The sequence below is a fragment of the Qipengyuania polymorpha genome, assembly GCF_019711435.1.
In the GTDB taxonomy this organism is placed as follows: Bacteria; Pseudomonadota; Alphaproteobacteria; order Sphingomonadales; family Sphingomonadaceae; genus Qipengyuania; species Qipengyuania polymorpha.
Map to the genome: position 1 here is coordinate 111,572 of NZ_JAIGNK010000003.1, position 15,177 is coordinate 126,748.

Consider the following 15,177-nt stretch of genomic DNA (forward strand, 5'->3'; position numbering starts at 1 on the left):
TTAGACTTTCCACCCCGAATGGATATTCACCGCGCCGCCGAGGATTTTCTCGACCCGCGTGTTTTCGAAGCCTGCATTGCGGATCATGGCCTCGAATTCGGGCGGCTTCGGGAAGCGGCGGATCGATTCGGCGAGGTAGCGATAGCTGTCCTCGTCATTGGCAATCGCCTTGCCGATCTTGGGCATGAGCTGGTGCGAATAGAGGTCGTAGACTTCCTTGAAGCCGGGCCAGTCGGTCTGGCTGAATTCCATGCAATAGAAGCGCCCGCCGTACTTCAGCACGCGGTGCGCCTCCTTCAGGGCCTTGTCGATGAAGGTCACGTTCCGGATGCCGAAGACGATGGTGTAGGCATCGAAAGTGCGGCTCGAGAACGCCAGCTCCTCGGCGTTCTGGCGGCTCCAGACGAGGCCGTCGATCCCGCGCTCCATCGCGCGTTCGATACCGACGTCGAGCATGTCCTGGTTGATGTCCGACACGGTCACGCTCGCTCCACGCTCCGCCATGCGGAAGGCGATGTCGCCCGTGCCGCCGGCCATGTCGAGGATCTGCTCACCCGGCTGCGGCTTCACGCGCGCGACGAAGCGGTTCTTCCAGAGCCGGTGCATCCCGCCGCTCATCGCGTCGTTCATGATGTCGTATTTGGCGGCGACGCTCGAAAAGATCTCGCCCACGCGGCCGGTCTTTTCGCTCGCATCGATGTCTTCGTAGCCGAAGGAAACGGTGTCACTCATGGGCGTGTTCATAAGGATGGGCCTTAGGGGGAATTGAGCGGAGCGCAAAGGGTGTTAGAGGGGTTTTCATGCCAGAGCTTCCCGAAGTCGAAACAACGGTGCGCGGCCTTGCGCGGTTCCTCGAAGGCGAGACGATCACGCGGGTGAGCGTGAACCGCCCCGATATGCGCCGCCCCTTCCCGCCCGATCTGGTGCAGGCGCTGACAGGCGCCAGCGTGACGCACCTGTCGCGCCGGGCGAAATACGGCCTCATCCACACCAGCCGTGACCATGCGATGATCTTCCATCTCGGCATGAGCGGGCGCTGGCGGATCGACCCGGAGGCGGATGAGAAGCACGACCATCTGGTGATCGAAACCGCAGGCCACCGCTTCGCATTGAACGACCCGCGCCGCTTCGGCTCGGTCGATCTGATGACGAGCGGCGAGCTGGTGACATGGAAACCCTTCGCCGCGCTGGGGCCGGAGCCGCTGGGCGAAGGTCTCACTCCCGAGCACCTGCGCGAGGCAACACGCGGGCGCAAACAGGCGATCAAGCTGCTGTTGCTCGACCAGAGCATCGTGGCGGGCCTCGGCAATATCTACGTCTGCGAGGCACTGTGGCACGCGGGCATCCATCCGCGAAAGGCCGGCGGCAAGGTTACCATGCCGCAGCTGCGCCGCCTCGTCCCCGCGATCAAGGACGTGCTGGAACGCTCCATCCGCGACGGTGGCAGCACCTTGCGCGATTTCGCCCAGCCCGACGGAAACCTCGGCTATTTCGCCACCCGCTTCCACGTCTACGGCCGCGAGGGCGAACCCTGCCACCACGAGGACAGCGGCACGATCCGCCGCATCGTGCAGGGCGGCCGCAGCACGTGGTTTTGTCCGATTTGCCAGAGGTAGGCGCCAGAGGTTGTCTTGGAACATGGGAAGAGATAACAATCCGCTATGGAAATTCCGACCTATCTCTTGATCACATTCGCCGGACTTCTGGCCGTCCCTCTGGTGGCGACGATCTTGGCCTATGGGTTAACTCGGAAGACCCAACTGTCCGCACTCATCGGGGCGAGCATTGTCCCGGCGTTGTTCATCGCCAATCTTCTCTATTGGATGGTCGATATGGAAGTCGACGACCCGCCGCCAGGTCCAGTCTTAGCCGGATCGCTGGTCGCCATCCCGATCATCTGGGTGATCCTGTATTTTGTCTGTCGGGTCGAGCTGTGGATGGTCGAGTGTCTGAATTCGAAAGAACAGCGCCCTTAGCGGCCCCTCACAAATCCAGCGAAGCATATTCCCGTGGCGGCGGTAGCCCGTCCATCTTCTCGCTAAGCAGCGGGCGGAAGCTGGGGCGGCTTTTCATGACCATGTACCAGCCCTGCGCCTGCTCGTGCCCGCGCCAGTCGACCGCGCCGAGGTAATCGACCACCGAAAGATGCGCCGCGCAGGTGAGGTCGGCGAGGCTCAGCTGCGGCCCCGCCAGCCATTGGCGCGTGTCGACCAGCCAGTCGATGTAATCGAGATGGCCGTGCAGCATCCGGCCCATGCTCCGCAGCACCTGCCCGTCGGGCGGCTGCTTGGTGATGAGGCGCTTCTTCATCTTCTCGTGCAGCGCAGGCTCGGTCACGTCGGCGTAGAAATTCTCGTCGAACAGCGCGACCAGCCGGCGGATTTCCGCGCGTTGCATCGCATTGCCCGAAATCATCGGATTGCGCTCGACCGTTTCCTCGATGAATTCGCAAATTGCCTGGCTATCGCACAGCGTCGCGCGGCGCGCAGGGTCGTGCAGCACCGGTGTCTTGCCCGCCGGGTTCAACTGCCAGAACGCATCGCGCCCGTCCCACGGATTCTCGCGCACGAGTTCGTAGGCAACCGACTTCTCGCCCAGGAGAAGGCGCAGTTTCCGGCTGAAGGGACACAAGGGGAATTGGTGGAGCTGCCACATGCTGGCAAACCCCATGCCTCACCCGCGCAGCAAAATCCACATGAGCCAGCGTGGCTGTATCAAATTTTTACAAGGACAATCAGACGGCTTGCTATTCGTTCGTTGGCCCGACTTCCTTCATGCGCTCGGCCATGTCCTTCAGCGCCGGCATCATCTTTTCCATCGCCTCGGCCATCGAACCCATCGCGTCGAGTGCGCGCGGCAGGTTCTTCTCGATTTCCTCGGGCACGCGGTCGGCCTCGGGTGCCATCGAACGCAAGGTCGCGTCCGGGTCGACCTCGGGCGCATCCTCGCCTGCGACCGAGCCCCCAACGTCGTTCAGGGCCTCCATCAGCGGGGCGAGCGGCATGTCTAGCAAGACCTCGCTCATCGTACGCAGCATGAGCGCCATCTGGCGCTGCTGCTCGGGGTCCTTGAAGCGCTCTGCCATGCCGGAGAAGTCATCGCCCGGCTCTTCCAGCGCGAGCGGTGCTTCGTCTTGCGCCTCGTCCTGCGCAAGCAGGGGAGCAGGCGCGGCGACAACGCTCGCGGCGAGGGCGGACAGGACGAGTTTACGCATGGGGATTCCCCGGGTGGTTTCGGCTACCCGGAATGACTAGCAAAACGCCGCTGAAAGGGGGCTGAACGGGCGTTTAGAGGCCCGATGCCTGTTTCATCAGCAGGCATGCCGGCATGCGTAGTTCGACGTCTTCGAGCATTCGTTCCTGCATGTCTTCCATGCCATTTGCGATAAGCCGCATGACCTGCGGACGGGTCAGGCCGTGGTCGTCCATGAGTGAGGCCATGGTGCGCACGAAAAACTCTTTCCCGCCATTGGCCTCCATGTCCTCCCACGCCGCGCCGCGCTCGTCGCCACCCTTCTGCCAGCCGGAGACGAGCGCAAATGTCATGGCACAGCGGAACGAAGCTTCCTGCTCTGCGGTCAGCTGCGGCAGCGCTTCGGCTTCTTCCGCAGGTTGCGGGGCGGCAGGAGGCCCTTCCTGCGCAAGCGCGGCAGGAGCGATGGCAATCAGGGCGAGCGGTGCGAGAAGCGCTTTCATGGCAGGCCTTCTAGCGGACAGGCCCTTAACCGCAAGCAACGCTGCTTGCCCCTGCCCGCTCGCTTCCCTACGCCTTCCAGCAAGAGGAGATTCGTTTCAGATGAAAACTAAAGCCGCCGTCGCCTTCGAAGCAAAGAAGCCGCTCGAAATTGTCGAGCTCGATCTCGAAGGTCCGAAAGACGGCGAGGTGCTGGTTGAAATCAAGGCGACGGGCATCTGCCATACCGATGCCTATACGCTCGACGGGCTCGACAGCGAGGGGCTGTTCCCGAGCGTGCTGGGCCATGAAGGCGCCGGTATCGTGCGCGAGGTCGGCAAGGGCGTGACCAGCGTCAAGCCGGGCGACCATGTCATCCCGCTCTACACCCCCGAATGCCGGCAGTGCAAAATGTGCCTTTCGGGCAAGACGAACCTGTGCAGCGCCATTCGCGAGACGCAGGGCAAGGGGTTGATGCCCGACGGGACGACGCGCTTCAGCTACCAGGGCAAGCCCATTTACCACTACATGGGGTGTTCGACCTTCTCGAACTTTACCGTCCTGCCCGAAATCGCGGTCGCGAAAATCCGCGAAGACGCGCCCTTCCAGACCAGCTGCTATATCGGCTGCGGGGTGACGACGGGCGTGGGCGCTGTGGTGAATACGGCGCAGGTGAAACCGGGCGACAATGTCGTGGTGTTCGGGCTTGGCGGCATCGGCCTCAACGTCATTCAGGGCGCGAAGATGGCAGGCGCGGACCGCATCGTCGGCGTCGACATCAACGACAGCAAGAAGGAATGGGGCGAGAAGTTCGGCATGACCGACTTCGTGAACCCGAAAGAGGTGGGCGACGTCGTGGCAACGCTGGTCGAGATGCTCGACGGCGGCGCGGACTACAGCTTCGATTGCACCGGCAATACCGATGTCATGCGGCAGGCATTGGAATGCTGCCACAAGGGCTGGGGCACCTCAATCATCATCGGGGTGGCCGAAGCGGGCAAGACCATCGAGACGCGCCCGTTCCAGCTGGTGACGGGCCGCAACTGGCGCGGCACCGCTTTCGGCGGAGCCAAGGGCCGCACCGACGTGCCCAAGATCGTCGACTGGTACATGGACGGCAAGATCGCCATCGACCCGATGATCACCCACATCCTCAAGCTGGAAGAAATCAACAAGGCCTTCGACCTCATGCACGCGGGCGAAAGCATCCGCAGCGTGGTGGTCTTCGACTGATATATTCACCAAGGAGAGAGAATAATGTTCAGCCATGTGATGCTGGGGGCCGACGATATCGACGCCTCGAAGAAGTTCTACGATGCCTGCTTCAAGGCGCTGGGCGGGCGCGAGGGTCAGGTCGACCCCAAGGGCCGCGTCATCTACATGCATAATGGCGGCATCTTCCTCATCACCAAGCCCATCGACGGGCAGCCCGCGAGTTGCGGCAACGGCTCGACCATCGGCTTTGCCGCATCGAGCGAAGAAATGGCCGATGCCTGGCATAAGGCGGGCAGCGAGAATGGCGGCACCGAAATCGAAGACCCGCCGGGCATCCGTGAGGGCGCAGGGATGAAGCTCTACCTCGCCTATTTGCGCGACCCGGCAGGCAACAAGGTCTGCGCGATGTACCGTCCGGGCTGAGCCTTGGCGGACAAGGGCGAAGCGGGATTGCGGGAGGACATGGATGCCCTCGCAATCCCCTTCGATATCCACGAGCACGAAGCGGTCTTCACCGTCGAGGAAAGCCGCGATATCAAGGCGAGCATTCCGGGCGAGCACACCAAGAACCTGTTCCTGAAGGACAAGGACGGGGACTTCTGGCTGGTCACCGTGCCCGGCGAAATGCGGGTCGACCTGAAGGCCCTGCCCGCCGCCATCGGCTGCAAAAGGGTGAGCTTCGGCAAGCCCGAACCGATGCTGGAATTGCTCGGCCTAACGCCTGGCTCGGTCACCCCTCTGGGCGCAATCCATGCGCCTCCGGGCAGCATCACGGTGGTGCTCGACCGCAGCCTCGCAAAGGCTGCGCGGGTCAACGTCCACCCGCTTCGCAACACCGCGACCATCGGGCTGTCCGGCGCGGACCTCTTGCGCCTGCTCGAACACTGGGGTCATGCGCCGCTGGTCGCGGATATCCCCGCGCAGGAGACCCCATGACCCTCGACCATCTCTCGCAGAACAAGGCCTTCGGCGGCGACCAGTTCGTCCTCTCGCACCAGTCGGAAGCGACGGGGACGGAAATGACCTTCTCGGTCTATGTCCCGCCGCACGCCGATGGCGCGAAGCTGCCGGTCCTGTGGTATCTGTCGGGCCTCACCTGCACGCATGCCAATGTGACCGAGAAGGGCGAATACCGGCAGGCATGCGCGGAGCACGGGGTGATTTTCGTCGCGCCCGACACCTCCCCGCGCGGTGACGACGTCCCCGACGCCAGCGACGAATATGACTTCGGCAAGGGTGCAGGTTTCTATGTCGATGCGACCCGCGAGCCATGGTCGAAACACTACCGCATGCGCAGCTATATCGAGGACGAACTGCCCGCGATTATCGAGGCGAACTTCCCCGCCGACATGGCGCTGCAGGGCATCACCGGCCATTCGATGGGCGGCCACGGCGCGCTGACCATGGGCCTGCGCAATCCCGGCCGCTTCCGCTCGGTCAGCGCCTTCGCCCCCATCGTCGGGCCGAGCAAGGTGCCATGGGGCGAGAAAGCGCTGTCACGCTATCTCGGTGAGGACCGCGAGGCCTGGGCCGAATACGATGCAGTCGCGCTGATCGAGAACGGCGCGCGGGTGAACCACCTGCTGGTCGACCAGGGCACGGCGGATAATTTCCTTGAGGAGCAGCTCAAGACCGGCCTCCTCTCGATGGCCTGCGCCAAGGCGGGCATCCCAGCGGAAATCCGCATGCAGGAGGGGTACGACCACTCCTACTACTTCATCTCGACCTTCATGGCCGAGCACGTGGCATGGCATGCGGCCCGGTTGGGCTAAAGCGACAACCACGTTTCGGCGACATCCTCCTGGTCGAGGCCGAAGCTCCTTATCTCCAGCCCCGGAAACAGCGCCCCTTCGATCTCCGCGGCTTTCCTGAGCCAGTCGGAATCGCTCAGCACCGCGCATTTATCGAAGGCGCCGAGGAGGCGGAAGAGCTTGGGCAGGCGGCTGAACTCCACCGCGATGGCACCCAGGGTCGGGAGCTCGAAATTCGTGATCCGGTAAAGCATCTTGCCGCCCTTCACGCCTTCGGACTTGGCGATCAAATCGTCGAGCGCCTTGCGCATGATGTCGGCATCGATTGCCCCGTCGAGAATGATGTCGACACGGGTTGGAGACGGCTTGGAAATGCTGAGCATGGGCCCTCCCTACTCTTCGTCAGCTATGCGAACCATCAGATGCGCAAAGGGCGTATCCTTCCACATCACGTATACCGGCTGCGAGGTATCGTTGCTCATGCCATCATAGAGCGCGGGGTCGGGCAGGATCAGCATCATGTGCGGCCCGTCCTTGATCCACATATTGTCGTCGGTGGGCTCGGTGGCGGCCGGATCGATATTGCTGACGCCGGGCGCGCCGCCCTCGCCTGCGAGCATGTAGGACACGCCGAACTTTCCGGTCGGGAATTCCCCGCCGGCCTGCATCGCGCCAAGCGCCTCCATCCAGACCGCATCGTTGCACATCGGACCCATCCCGGGCGTCTCGGCGATGCAGGTCCAGCCGTTCGTCCCTTCGCGCAGCACATTGCCATCCGCGTCGAGCACCGTGGCATTGTCGGTTACGTCGGGAGGACCGGCAGAAAGCGCGCTCTGCATCGGGTCGTCGGGATCCGTAGCGGCTTCATCGGTGGCGGGCTCTCCGGCTTCGCCCGTGCTGCAGGCGGTGACCAGGGTGAGGGCTGCGACGGACGCAGCAAGCTTGGAAAAACGCATGGCTTCCTCCCGCGACCCTTGGCTTCGGGAGCAGAGAGCATACGCTTCAGGCAGGTGAATCGCAAAACACGGCAAAGCACTTGAATTGGCGCGACTTGTGTAAGGGCCGATCCGGCAGCTCCCCGGTCAGGAGAGCGAGTCGCCCTCACCCATGCGCCGCGATGAATTCCTCCACCACCGGGGCGATCTTGCCGCGCCATTTGCTGCCGTTGAAGATACCGTAATGCCCGGCGCCTTCGGCCATGTAGTAGCGCTTCTTGCTCGCATCGAGGTTCGGCGTCAGCTCCAGCGCGGCGCGGGTCTGGCCGAGGCCGGAGATATCGTCGCGTTCGCCTTCGATGGCGAGTAGCGCCGTCTCCGTGATGTCGCCGAGGTCGATGCGCTTGCCGCGGTGCATGAAGGTGCCGTTGGGGATCGAGTGGTCCTGGAACACCTCCTGCACCGTCTGCAGGTAGAACTCGGCCGTCATGTCGCAGACGCTGCGGTATTCGTCGTAGAAATCCTTGGTCGCCTGCGCGCTGGCCTCGTCGCCGGCGGTGAGGTGTTTGAACATCTCGTAATGGCTCATCATGTGATTGCCGAGGTTCATGCTCATGAAGCCGGCAAGCTGCATGAAGCCGGGGTACACCTGCCGCCCCGCGCCGCGATACTGCATGGGTACGGTGGCGATGACATTGTGGCGGAACCACTCGATGGGCCGCTCCATCGCGAGGTCGTTGACGCTGGTGGGCGAGCAGCGCGTGTCGATGGGCCCGCCCATCATGGTGAGCGTCTTCGGTGCGCACTCGTGGCCGTCGCGGTTCATGATGGCGGTGGCGGCGAAGACGGGGACCGAGGGCTGGCACACCGCCATGGCGTGCGCGCCAGGGCCGATATGCTCGAAAAACTCGATGACGTAATCCATATAATCGTCGAGGTCGAACTGGCCCTCATGCAGCGGCACGGTGCGCGCATCGGCCCAGTCGGTGACGTAGACGACATATTCCTGCAGCATCCGCTCGACCGTGCCGCGCAGCAGCGTGGCATAATGGCCGCTCATCGGAGCGACGATGAGGAGCCGCGGCGCATCTTCGGGCAGGTTCTCGCGTTCGAAACGCTTCAGATCGCCGAAAGGCTTGTTGACCACCGTGGCCTCGACCACCGGATATTCTTGATCGCCGACCGTCACGCTCTCGATGCCCCAGGCTGGCTTGCCATAGGTCGCGGTGGCATGCGCGAAGACTTCGAGCGCGCTCGAAGCCATCGGCCCCATGCCCATGTAGCCGAAGGGTAGCGCGGGGTTGGAGAGCATCTCCGCCCCGATGGAAGCCCAGGTGCTGGCGCTCGACAGCCAGCTCTTCTGCAGCTCGTGCATGTGGTAAAGCATCGTAATCCCCTGCGACCCGCGCAGTCGTTGTCGTTTTCGCGGGCATCCTCGATAAAGAGCGAGGAGTGTGCCGCGTGAATTCTCATTGTGCAATGCACAAACTGGGTAAAAGTGCCGGTAAGGCGTGTCTGCTGTGGATTTTACCGCCGCCCGTGCCTAGTTGGGCGCGATGGACGAGACGGGCACCAATCCGAAAGCGAAACGCGGGCTATTCCGCCGCAAGGGCGAACGCGAGAGTCGCAGCCTCAAGCCGCTGGCGATGGTTTTCGCCTCGATGGCGAAATATCCCGGCCATGTCGCGCTCGCGCTGGTCGCGTTGCTGATAACGGCGGCGGCGACGCTGGCCATTCCTGCCGGCTTCAAGATGGTCATCGACAGCGGCTTCGGCGAAGGTGGCAACGTTGCCGAGATGGAGCGCTGGTTCCGCTATCTCCTGATGATCGTCTGCGTGCTCGCTCTGGGCACGGCGATGCGGTTCTATTTCGTCAGCTGGCTGGGCGAGCGCGTCGTCGCCGATGTGCGCCTGCGCGTTCAGGAAAACCTGTTGCGTCTCGCACCCGGTTTCTACGAGGAAAACAGCCCCAAGGAAATCTCCAGCCGGATGACCTCGGACACGGCGCTCATTGAAACCACGGTGGGCAGCACGGTCTCGGTCGCGCTGCGCAATACGCTCGTCGCGATCGGCGGCACGGCCTACCTCTTCTACCTCGTGCCGAGCCTGACGGCGGGTATGCTGCTCATCATTCCGGCCATCGTCATTCCCATCACCTTTTTCGGGCGACGCCTGCGCAAGGTCAGCCGGACCAGCCAGGACCGCGTCGCGGATATCGGCGCCATGGTGACCGAGGTCCTCTCGGCAATGAAAATCGTGCAGGGCTTCAACCAGGAAACGCGCGAACATGGCCGTTTCCGCGATGCGGTAGAGCGCACCTTCACTGTCGCCAAGCGGCGTATCATCATCCGCGCGGCCTTCACCGCAATCGTCATTTTCGTCGTCTTCGGCGGCATTACCATGCTGGTCTGGCGCGGCGCGGACGCGGTCAACGAAGGCACGATTTCTGGGGGTACTATTGCCGCTTTCGTGCTCACCGCCGGCCTCGTTGCCGGGGCCTTCGGAGCATTGACCGAGGTGTATGGCGACCTGCTGCGTGCAAGCGGAGCGGCCAGCCGCCTTTCCGAACTGCTCGAGGAAACCCCCGACATTGCCGCACCGCAGAAACCGCAAGAGCTGCCTAGCCCGCCGCGCGGCAGCCTGTCGTTCCGCAATGTGACCTTCCGCTATCCGACGCGGCTGGAGACACCTGCGCTCACCGACTTCACGCTCGAAGTCGAACCGGGCGAAACCGTCGCCATTGTCGGCCCCTCGGGCGGCGGCAAGTCGACCATCTTCCAGCTTGCCGAGCGGTTCTACGACCCGCAGGCAGGCACCATCCGCCTCGACGGCATCCCGCTGACCAAGGCCGACCCGGCCGAGGTCCGCAAGCGCATCGCTTTCGTGCCGCAGGAAGGCGTGCTCTTCTCGGCAAGCGCGCGTGACAATTTGCGCTACGGCAATTGGGATGCGAGCGAGGAGGACATCTGGGCCGCGGCGCGCGCCGCGAACGCCACCGAATTCATCGAGAACCTGCCGCAGGGGCTCGACACCTACCTCGGTGAAAACGGCACGCAATTGTCGGGCGGCCAGCGCCAGCGCGTCGCCATCGCCCGCGCGCTGCTGCGCGATGCGCCCATCCTGCTGCTAGACGAAGCGACCAGCGCGCTCGACGCCGAAAGCGAGCGACTGGTGCAGGACGCGCTCGACCACCTCATGGAGAACCGCACAACGCTGGTCATTGCCCACCGCCTCGCCACCGTGCGCGCAGCGGACCGTATCGTGGTGATGGAGGACGGGCGCCTCGTCGAGCAAGGCACGCACGACCAGCTGGCGGCCAATGGCGGCCTCTATGCACGCCTTGCCAAGCTCCAATTCGGCCACGAAGCAGCCTGACGCTTCGACCAAGCCTCCAAAACCCTCGATAAACTGCGACTCTCCGGCGGAAAGGCTGCTAGACAGGCTGCACGCGGTTGCACGCACGCTTGGGGAAGCGAGCACGACCGGGACTGACCGGAGAGACTACATGAAGACCAGAATTCTTGCCCTCGGCGCATCGGCGCTGGCCCTTGCCATGAGCGCACCTGCCATGGCCGAAGACGCACCCGCAGAGGAAACCGCCGCACCGACCATGAGCTTCGGCGATTGGGGTTTTGACACCGATTACCTCTCGCCCGATATCGACCCGGGTGACGACTTCTTCGCCTATGCGAACCAGGTCTGGATCGACAACAACCCGCTTCCCGCCGACCGCGGACGCTTCGGCGCCTTCGACCTCCTCGGCGAAAAATCGACCTTCGACGTGAAGTCGGTTATCGATGAACTGACCAGCAAGCCCGCGAGCGAGCTGACCGCCAACGAGCGTCGGATTGTCGATGCCTACACCAGCTACCTCGATACCGACGCCATCAACGCGGCCGGCCTCGCACCTGCCGAACCTTACCTCGCGAAAATCCGCGGGGCCGACACGCTGACCGAGCTCGCCACGCTGTGGGCGACGCCGGGCTACCCCTCGCCCATCGGCGGCTTCGTCAATGTCGATAGCAAGGAACCGACGCGCTATTCATTCTACCTCGGCAGCGGCGGCCTCGGCATGCCCGACCGTGAATATTATTTCGACGAGAGCGAGAAGGGTCTCGCCGTTCGCAAGGCCTACCAGGACTATTTGACGTTCCTCATGGGCGAGGCCGGTTTCGAGGATGCTGCCGGAATAGCGCAGCAGGTCTATGACCTCGAGGACAGTTTCGCACGCAAGGTTGCCTGGGACCGCACGGTGCGCCGCAACCGTGATCTCACCTATAACGCTCTCACTCCCGAAGAGGTGGAGGGCCTCTCCGATGCCTTCCCCATCGCCGCGATGATCAACGCGATGGGCCTTGCCGATAACGATCGCTACATCGTCGGCGACATCCCGCCTTCGGCAGAACGCATTGCCGAGCTGGAACTGACCGAAGAGACGGTCGCCAAGATCGGCGGCGGCACGCCCGCGATGCTGGAACTGCTGGCCGAAACCGACATGGAAGTGCTGCGCGCATGGACGCTGAAGAACTTCCTGTCGAACAACGCAGCCATCCTGCCCACGCGTTTCGACGAGGCGAACTTCGCCTTTTATGGCACGGCTCTTCGCGGTGTGCCTCAGCAGCGTGACCGCTGGAAGCGAGCCGTAGGCGCGACCGAGGGCATGCTCGGCGAACTTCTTGGCGCCTCCTATGTCGAGCGTTTCTTCCCGCCCGAAAGCAAGTCGGCGATGGACGAGCTGGTGGCGAACCTGCGCCTCGCGCTGGCAGAATCGCTGAAGGAAATCGACTGGATGACCGATGAGACCAAGGTCCAGGCGATGGCTAAGCTCGATACCTTCGACCCGAAGATCGGCTACCGCGACAACCTCGAGACCTACGACGGTCTCGTCATCACGCCTGGCGACCCGATTGCCAACATGATGGCCGCGACGAAGTGGGGCATGGAAGACAACCTCGCCAAGCTCGGCCAGCCCATCGACCGCACCGAATGGTTCATGCTGCCGCAGACGGTGAACGCCTATTACAACCCGTCGAAGAACGAAATCGTCTTCCCCGCCGGCATCCTGCAGCAGCCGTTCTTCGGCAAGGACGCCGATATCGCGGTGAATTACGGCGCGATTGGCGGTGTCATCGGGCACGAAATCGGCCACGGCTTCGACGATCAGGGCTCCAAGTCCGATGCCTCGGGCGCGCTGCGCAACTGGTGGACCGAAAAGGACCGCGCGAATTTCGATGCCCTCGGCGACAAGCTGGTGGCCCAGTACAACGAGTTCTGCCCGCTCGATGACGGGGAGACCTGCGTCAACGGCCGTCTCGCACTAGGAGAGAACATCGGCGACCTCGGCGGCCTCTCGATGGCTTACCGCGCCTACAAGCTGGCCACCGAAGGCCAGGAAGTACCGGTCATCGATGGCCTTACGGGCGACCAGCGCTTCTTCCTCGCCTGGGCGCAGGTCTGGCGTTCTGCCTACCGCGAGGATTCGCTCCGCAGCCAGCTGCGCAACGGTCCGCACAGCCCCGCCATGTACCGCACCAATGGTATCGTGCGGAACATGGACGCATGGTACGAAGCCTTCGGCGTAACGCCCGATGACGACCTCTACCTGCCGCCAGAAGAGCGCATCCGCATCTGGTAAAGCCAGCGGCTAGACAACAAGGACCCCGTCGGGCTTCCCCGGCGGGGTTTTTGTTTGACTTGGAAAGGCATTGTGCCATCGCTCCGCGCCATGACCTTCCTGCAAGAACTCATCATCGCGATTGTCCAGGGCATCACGGAATTCCTCCCGATTTCCTCCTCGGGACACCTCATCCTGATCCCGAAACTGACCGACTTCCCCGACCAGGGGCCGCTGATCGACGTCGCGGTGCACGTCGGCTCACTGCTCGCGATTATCCTCTATTTCCGCAAGGACGTGATGGGCCTTGCGCGCGGCGGTTTCGCCAGCGTGGGTCTCGGCAAGGACCGCGAACAGCGCAGGCTCTTCTGGTTTATCCTGATCGGCACGATCCCGGCCGTGCTGGCGGGGCTGTTCATCAAGATGGGCGGCTATCTCGAGGGCTTCCGTTCGACCGACCTCGTGGCGACGAACCTCATCGTCTTCGGGATACTCCTCGGCCTCGCCGACAAGTTCGGCAAGCACACCAAGGCCTATGAGGACATGAACCTCAAGGACGCCGTGCTGGTTGGCATTGCGCAGGCCATGGCGCTCATCCCCGGCACCAGCCGCTCGGGCGCGACCATGACCGCAGCGCGCGCGCTCGGCTATGGCCGGGTGGAATCGGCCCGCTTCTCCTTCCTGCTGGCTATCCCCGCGGTGGCGGGCGCAGGCCTTCTTGCTGCCCTCGACCTCTCCGAGGCGACGGCGCAAATGCAGCAGGATGCTCTCGTCTCGGGCATTCTGACGTTCTTCACCGCGCTGGCCACGATGATGTTCCTGATGAACTTCCTCAAGAAGGCATCGATGATGGTGTTCGTGGTCTATCGTGTGCTGCTGGGCGTGGGCCTGCTGGTGTTGCTCTAAACCTATTTCTAGAGCGCGGTTCGTCGCGTTTCAGGAACTATTCGGCGAGGCGCGAATTGGGTTTCCGAAGACGTTTCCCGAGGACGAATGAATGGGCCTGATTATCCTGATTGTTACTGGCGCGCTGCTTGGTTGGCTGGCGACAATCGCCCTTGAAATAGAAGAAGGGCGCGCAATCCTGCGCAATGTGGTGGCCGGCCTTATCGGTTCGCTCGTCGCGGGCATGGCGACATCGGGCGGCGTTTTTCTCGGTGCCATCCGCGCCAGCACCCTGCTGTGGGCGATGCTCGGAGCTATCGTCCTGATCGGCCTTTACAATCTCTGGCGCCGCAAGGCCTTGCCATAATTCCGCCACACGTTATCAATTCACATAGAGACGACCGCCATGGGGCGTGCCTGTCTCGTCATAAAGGGGAAGAAACAATGAAGTTCACCAAAGCTACGCTCGTCGCATCGGCAGCAGCCATGAGCCTCGGTCTCGCAGCATGCGACGGTCCGCAGGAAGAAGCCATGGAAGACCAGGCTGAAGCCACCGAAACCGCGATGGAAAACGAAGCTGACGCCATGGAAGAAGCTGGCATGGAAGCCGAAGCTGACGCCATGAACGAAGCAGCCGACGAAGCTGAAGACAACATGGAAGAAGCTGCCGACGAAATGGACGGCATGTAAGCTTCCGGTCTTTCGGGATTACAGGCGGCCCGGGAGCGATCCCGGGCCGTTTTCTTTTGGCTTTGCGAAATGGCTCGGGAACAAACCACCCGCTTGACACATTTTTGCCATGAAGGTTGCGCCGGACACGCCGGCTGACAACCCTGAACCACTCAAGGGGAAACAGAATGAAATTCGCAAAAACCACTCTCGTCGCCACTGCCGCTGCCATGTCGCTGGGCCTTGCTGCCTGTGACAGCGCTGCCGAAAACCAGGCAGAAGACGAAATCGAAGCGACCGAAGATGTGCGTGACGCGCAGGTCGACCAGATGGAAGAAGCTGGCGAAATCACCGAAGACCAGGCCGACGCGATCGACGACCAGACCGATGCCATGGAAGAGTCGATGGAAGACGAAGTCGACGAAACGATGTAAGGT

19 protein-coding genes are annotated in these 15,177 nt (G+C 62.8%); 12 read left to right on the forward strand and 7 right to left on the reverse strand.

Going from position 1 to position 15,177, the window contains the following annotated elements; translation table 11 throughout:
- Positions 1 to 732, reverse strand: a complete 732-nt coding sequence (locus tag K3152_RS09310) for a class I SAM-dependent methyltransferase (RefSeq protein WP_221573856.1) — start codon at positions 730 to 732, stop codon at positions 1 to 3.
- A gap of 68 nt (positions 733 to 800) precedes the next feature.
- On the opposite strand from K3152_RS09310, the gene mutM reads away from it, so the two are divergent.
- Complete coding sequence (gene mutM, locus K3152_RS09315; protein WP_221573857.1) at positions 801 to 1,616, forward strand: bifunctional DNA-formamidopyrimidine glycosylase/DNA-(apurinic or apyrimidinic site) lyase; 816 nt, start codon at positions 801 to 803, stop codon at positions 1,614 to 1,616.
- Positions 1,617 to 1,661: 45 nt separating this feature from the next.
- Complete coding sequence (locus K3152_RS09320) at positions 1,662 to 1,976, forward strand: hypothetical protein (RefSeq protein WP_221573858.1); 315 nt, start codon at positions 1,662 to 1,664, stop codon at positions 1,974 to 1,976.
- A gap of 7 nt (positions 1,977 to 1,983) precedes the next feature.
- Here K3152_RS09320 and K3152_RS09325 read toward each other — a convergent pair whose 3' ends face one another.
- From K3152_RS09325 to K3152_RS09335, 3 genes are all read right to left on the reverse strand, one after another.
- Entirely contained in the window at positions 1,984 to 2,655 is a 672-nt protein-coding gene (locus K3152_RS09325; protein ID WP_040964761.1) for a glutathione S-transferase family protein, read from the reverse strand.
- Between the two features lie 91 nt (positions 2,656 to 2,746).
- Positions 2,747 to 3,214: a hypothetical protein gene (locus K3152_RS09330; RefSeq protein ID WP_221573859.1), complete on the reverse strand. Its 468-nt coding sequence runs from the start codon at positions 3,212 to 3,214 to the stop codon at positions 2,747 to 2,749.
- Between the two features lie 73 nt (positions 3,215 to 3,287).
- On the reverse strand, positions 3,288 to 3,695 hold the full coding sequence (locus K3152_RS09335; protein WP_221573860.1) for a hypothetical protein: 408 nt from the start codon (positions 3,693 to 3,695) through the stop codon (positions 3,288 to 3,290).
- A gap of 100 nt (positions 3,696 to 3,795) precedes the next feature.
- Here K3152_RS09335 and K3152_RS09340 point away from each other — a divergent pair, with 100 nt between their 5' ends.
- From K3152_RS09340 to fghA, 4 genes are read left to right on the forward strand one after another with little or no spacing between them, the layout of a single operon-like run.
- Positions 3,796 to 4,905, forward strand: coding sequence for an S-(hydroxymethyl)glutathione dehydrogenase/class III alcohol dehydrogenase (locus K3152_RS09340; RefSeq protein ID WP_221573861.1), 1,110 nt, complete (start codon positions 3,796 to 3,798; stop codon positions 4,903 to 4,905).
- Between the two features lie 24 nt (positions 4,906 to 4,929).
- Complete coding sequence (locus tag K3152_RS09345; protein ID WP_221573862.1) at positions 4,930 to 5,310, forward strand: VOC family protein; 381 nt, start codon at positions 4,930 to 4,932, stop codon at positions 5,308 to 5,310.
- Between the two features lie 39 nt (positions 5,311 to 5,349).
- Complete coding sequence (locus K3152_RS09350) at positions 5,350 to 5,823, forward strand: prolyl-tRNA synthetase associated domain-containing protein (RefSeq protein WP_221573863.1); 474 nt, start codon at positions 5,350 to 5,352, stop codon at positions 5,821 to 5,823.
- On the forward strand, positions 5,820 to 6,659 hold the full coding sequence (gene fghA, locus K3152_RS09355; RefSeq protein WP_221573864.1) for an S-formylglutathione hydrolase: 840 nt from the start codon (positions 5,820 to 5,822) through the stop codon (positions 6,657 to 6,659). Before K3152_RS09350 ends, fghA begins: the two co-directional genes overlap by 4 nt.
- Here the strand turns inward: fghA and K3152_RS09360 are convergent.
- The 3 genes from K3152_RS09360 to K3152_RS09370 all read right to left on the reverse strand — a co-directional run bounded on the left by K3152_RS09360 (position 6,656) and on the right by K3152_RS09370 (position 8,960).
- Entirely contained in the window at positions 6,656 to 7,021 is a 366-nt protein-coding gene (locus K3152_RS09360; protein WP_221573865.1) for a SpoIIAA family protein, read from the reverse strand. The two genes, fghA and K3152_RS09360, sit on opposite strands and share 4 nt — an antisense overlap.
- A 9-nt stretch (positions 7,022 to 7,030) precedes the next feature.
- Complete coding sequence (locus K3152_RS09365; protein ID WP_221573866.1) at positions 7,031 to 7,594, reverse strand: hypothetical protein; 564 nt, start codon at positions 7,592 to 7,594, stop codon at positions 7,031 to 7,033.
- A gap of 145 nt (positions 7,595 to 7,739) precedes the next feature.
- Entirely contained in the window at positions 7,740 to 8,960 is a 1,221-nt protein-coding gene (locus K3152_RS09370) for a polyhydroxyalkanoate depolymerase (RefSeq protein WP_221573867.1), read from the reverse strand.
- Between the two features lie 169 nt (positions 8,961 to 9,129).
- Here K3152_RS09370 and K3152_RS09375 point away from each other — a divergent pair, with 169 nt between their 5' ends.
- The 6 genes from K3152_RS09375 to K3152_RS09400 all read left to right on the forward strand — a co-directional run bounded on the left by K3152_RS09375 (position 9,130) and on the right by K3152_RS09400 (position 15,174).
- Positions 9,130 to 10,947 carry an ABC transporter transmembrane domain-containing protein gene (locus K3152_RS09375; protein WP_221573868.1) on the forward strand — a complete coding sequence of 606 codons (1,818 nt, stop codon included), beginning with the start codon at positions 9,130 to 9,132 and terminating at the stop codon, positions 10,945 to 10,947.
- A gap of 130 nt (positions 10,948 to 11,077) precedes the next feature.
- Positions 11,078 to 13,207 (forward strand): M13 family metallopeptidase, encoded by a 2,130-nt coding sequence (locus tag K3152_RS09380; RefSeq protein WP_221573869.1) that lies wholly within the window; start codon positions 11,078 to 11,080, stop codon positions 13,205 to 13,207.
- Positions 13,208 to 13,297: 90 nt separating this feature from the next.
- On the forward strand, positions 13,298 to 14,092 hold the full coding sequence (locus tag K3152_RS09385; protein WP_221574366.1) for an undecaprenyl-diphosphate phosphatase: 795 nt from the start codon (positions 13,298 to 13,300) through the stop codon (positions 14,090 to 14,092).
- Positions 14,093 to 14,183: 91 nt separating this feature from the next.
- Entirely contained in the window at positions 14,184 to 14,438 is a 255-nt protein-coding gene (locus tag K3152_RS09390) for a GlsB/YeaQ/YmgE family stress response membrane protein (protein WP_221573870.1), read from the forward strand.
- Between the two features lie 77 nt (positions 14,439 to 14,515).
- Positions 14,516 to 14,761 (forward strand): hypothetical protein, encoded by a 246-nt coding sequence (locus K3152_RS09395; protein WP_221573871.1) that lies wholly within the window; start codon positions 14,516 to 14,518, stop codon positions 14,759 to 14,761.
- A gap of 167 nt (positions 14,762 to 14,928) precedes the next feature.
- Positions 14,929 to 15,174, forward strand: a complete 246-nt coding sequence (locus tag K3152_RS09400; RefSeq protein WP_221573872.1) for a hypothetical protein — start codon at positions 14,929 to 14,931, stop codon at positions 15,172 to 15,174.
- Positions 15,175 to 15,177 lie beyond the last annotated feature (3 nt).

Bases quoted from the DNA above. Each gene is read 5' to 3' on its own strand.
- K3152_RS09390 (WP_221573870.1), top strand. From the start codon at position 14,184: ATGGGCCTGATTATCCTGATTGTTACTGGCGCGCTGCTTGGTTGGCTG.
- K3152_RS09395 (WP_221573871.1), top strand. From the start codon at position 14,516: ATGAAGTTCACCAAAGCTACGCTCGTCGCATCGGCAGCAGCCATGAGC.
- K3152_RS09375 (WP_221573868.1), top strand. From the start codon at position 9,130: ATGGACGAGACGGGCACCAATCCGAAAGCGAAACGCGGGCTATTCCGC.
- K3152_RS09360 (WP_221573865.1), bottom strand. From the start codon at position 7,021: ATGCTCAGCATTTCCAAGCCGTCTCCAACCCGTGTCGACATCATTCTC.
- K3152_RS09385 (WP_221574366.1), top strand. From the start codon at position 13,298: ATGACCTTCCTGCAAGAACTCATCATCGCGATTGTCCAGGGCATCACG.
- K3152_RS09330 (WP_221573859.1), bottom strand. From the start codon at position 3,214: ATGCGTAAACTCGTCCTGTCCGCCCTCGCCGCGAGCGTTGTCGCCGCG.
- mutM (WP_221573857.1), top strand. From the start codon at position 801: ATGCCAGAGCTTCCCGAAGTCGAAACAACGGTGCGCGGCCTTGCGCGG.
- K3152_RS09370 (WP_221573867.1), bottom strand. From the start codon at position 8,960: ATGCTTTACCACATGCACGAGCTGCAGAAGAGCTGGCTGTCGAGCGCC.
- K3152_RS09340 (WP_221573861.1), top strand. From the start codon at position 3,796: ATGAAAACTAAAGCCGCCGTCGCCTTCGAAGCAAAGAAGCCGCTCGAA.
- fghA (WP_221573864.1), top strand. From the start codon at position 5,820: ATGACCCTCGACCATCTCTCGCAGAACAAGGCCTTCGGCGGCGACCAG.
- K3152_RS09310 (WP_221573856.1), bottom strand. From the start codon at position 732: ATGAGTGACACCGTTTCCTTCGGCTACGAAGACATCGATGCGAGCGAA.
- K3152_RS09320 (WP_221573858.1), top strand. From the start codon at position 1,662: ATGGAAATTCCGACCTATCTCTTGATCACATTCGCCGGACTTCTGGCC.
- K3152_RS09335 (WP_221573860.1), bottom strand. From the start codon at position 3,695: ATGAAAGCGCTTCTCGCACCGCTCGCCCTGATTGCCATCGCTCCTGCC.
- K3152_RS09380 (WP_221573869.1), top strand. From the start codon at position 11,078: ATGAAGACCAGAATTCTTGCCCTCGGCGCATCGGCGCTGGCCCTTGCC.
- K3152_RS09400 (WP_221573872.1), top strand. From the start codon at position 14,929: ATGAAATTCGCAAAAACCACTCTCGTCGCCACTGCCGCTGCCATGTCG.
- K3152_RS09365 (WP_221573866.1), bottom strand. From the start codon at position 7,594: ATGCGTTTTTCCAAGCTTGCTGCGTCCGTCGCAGCCCTCACCCTGGTC.
- K3152_RS09345 (WP_221573862.1), top strand. From the start codon at position 4,930: ATGTTCAGCCATGTGATGCTGGGGGCCGACGATATCGACGCCTCGAAG.
- K3152_RS09350 (WP_221573863.1), top strand. From the start codon at position 5,350: ATGGATGCCCTCGCAATCCCCTTCGATATCCACGAGCACGAAGCGGTC.
- K3152_RS09325 (WP_040964761.1), bottom strand. From the start codon at position 2,655: ATGTGGCAGCTCCACCAATTCCCCTTGTGTCCCTTCAGCCGGAAACTG.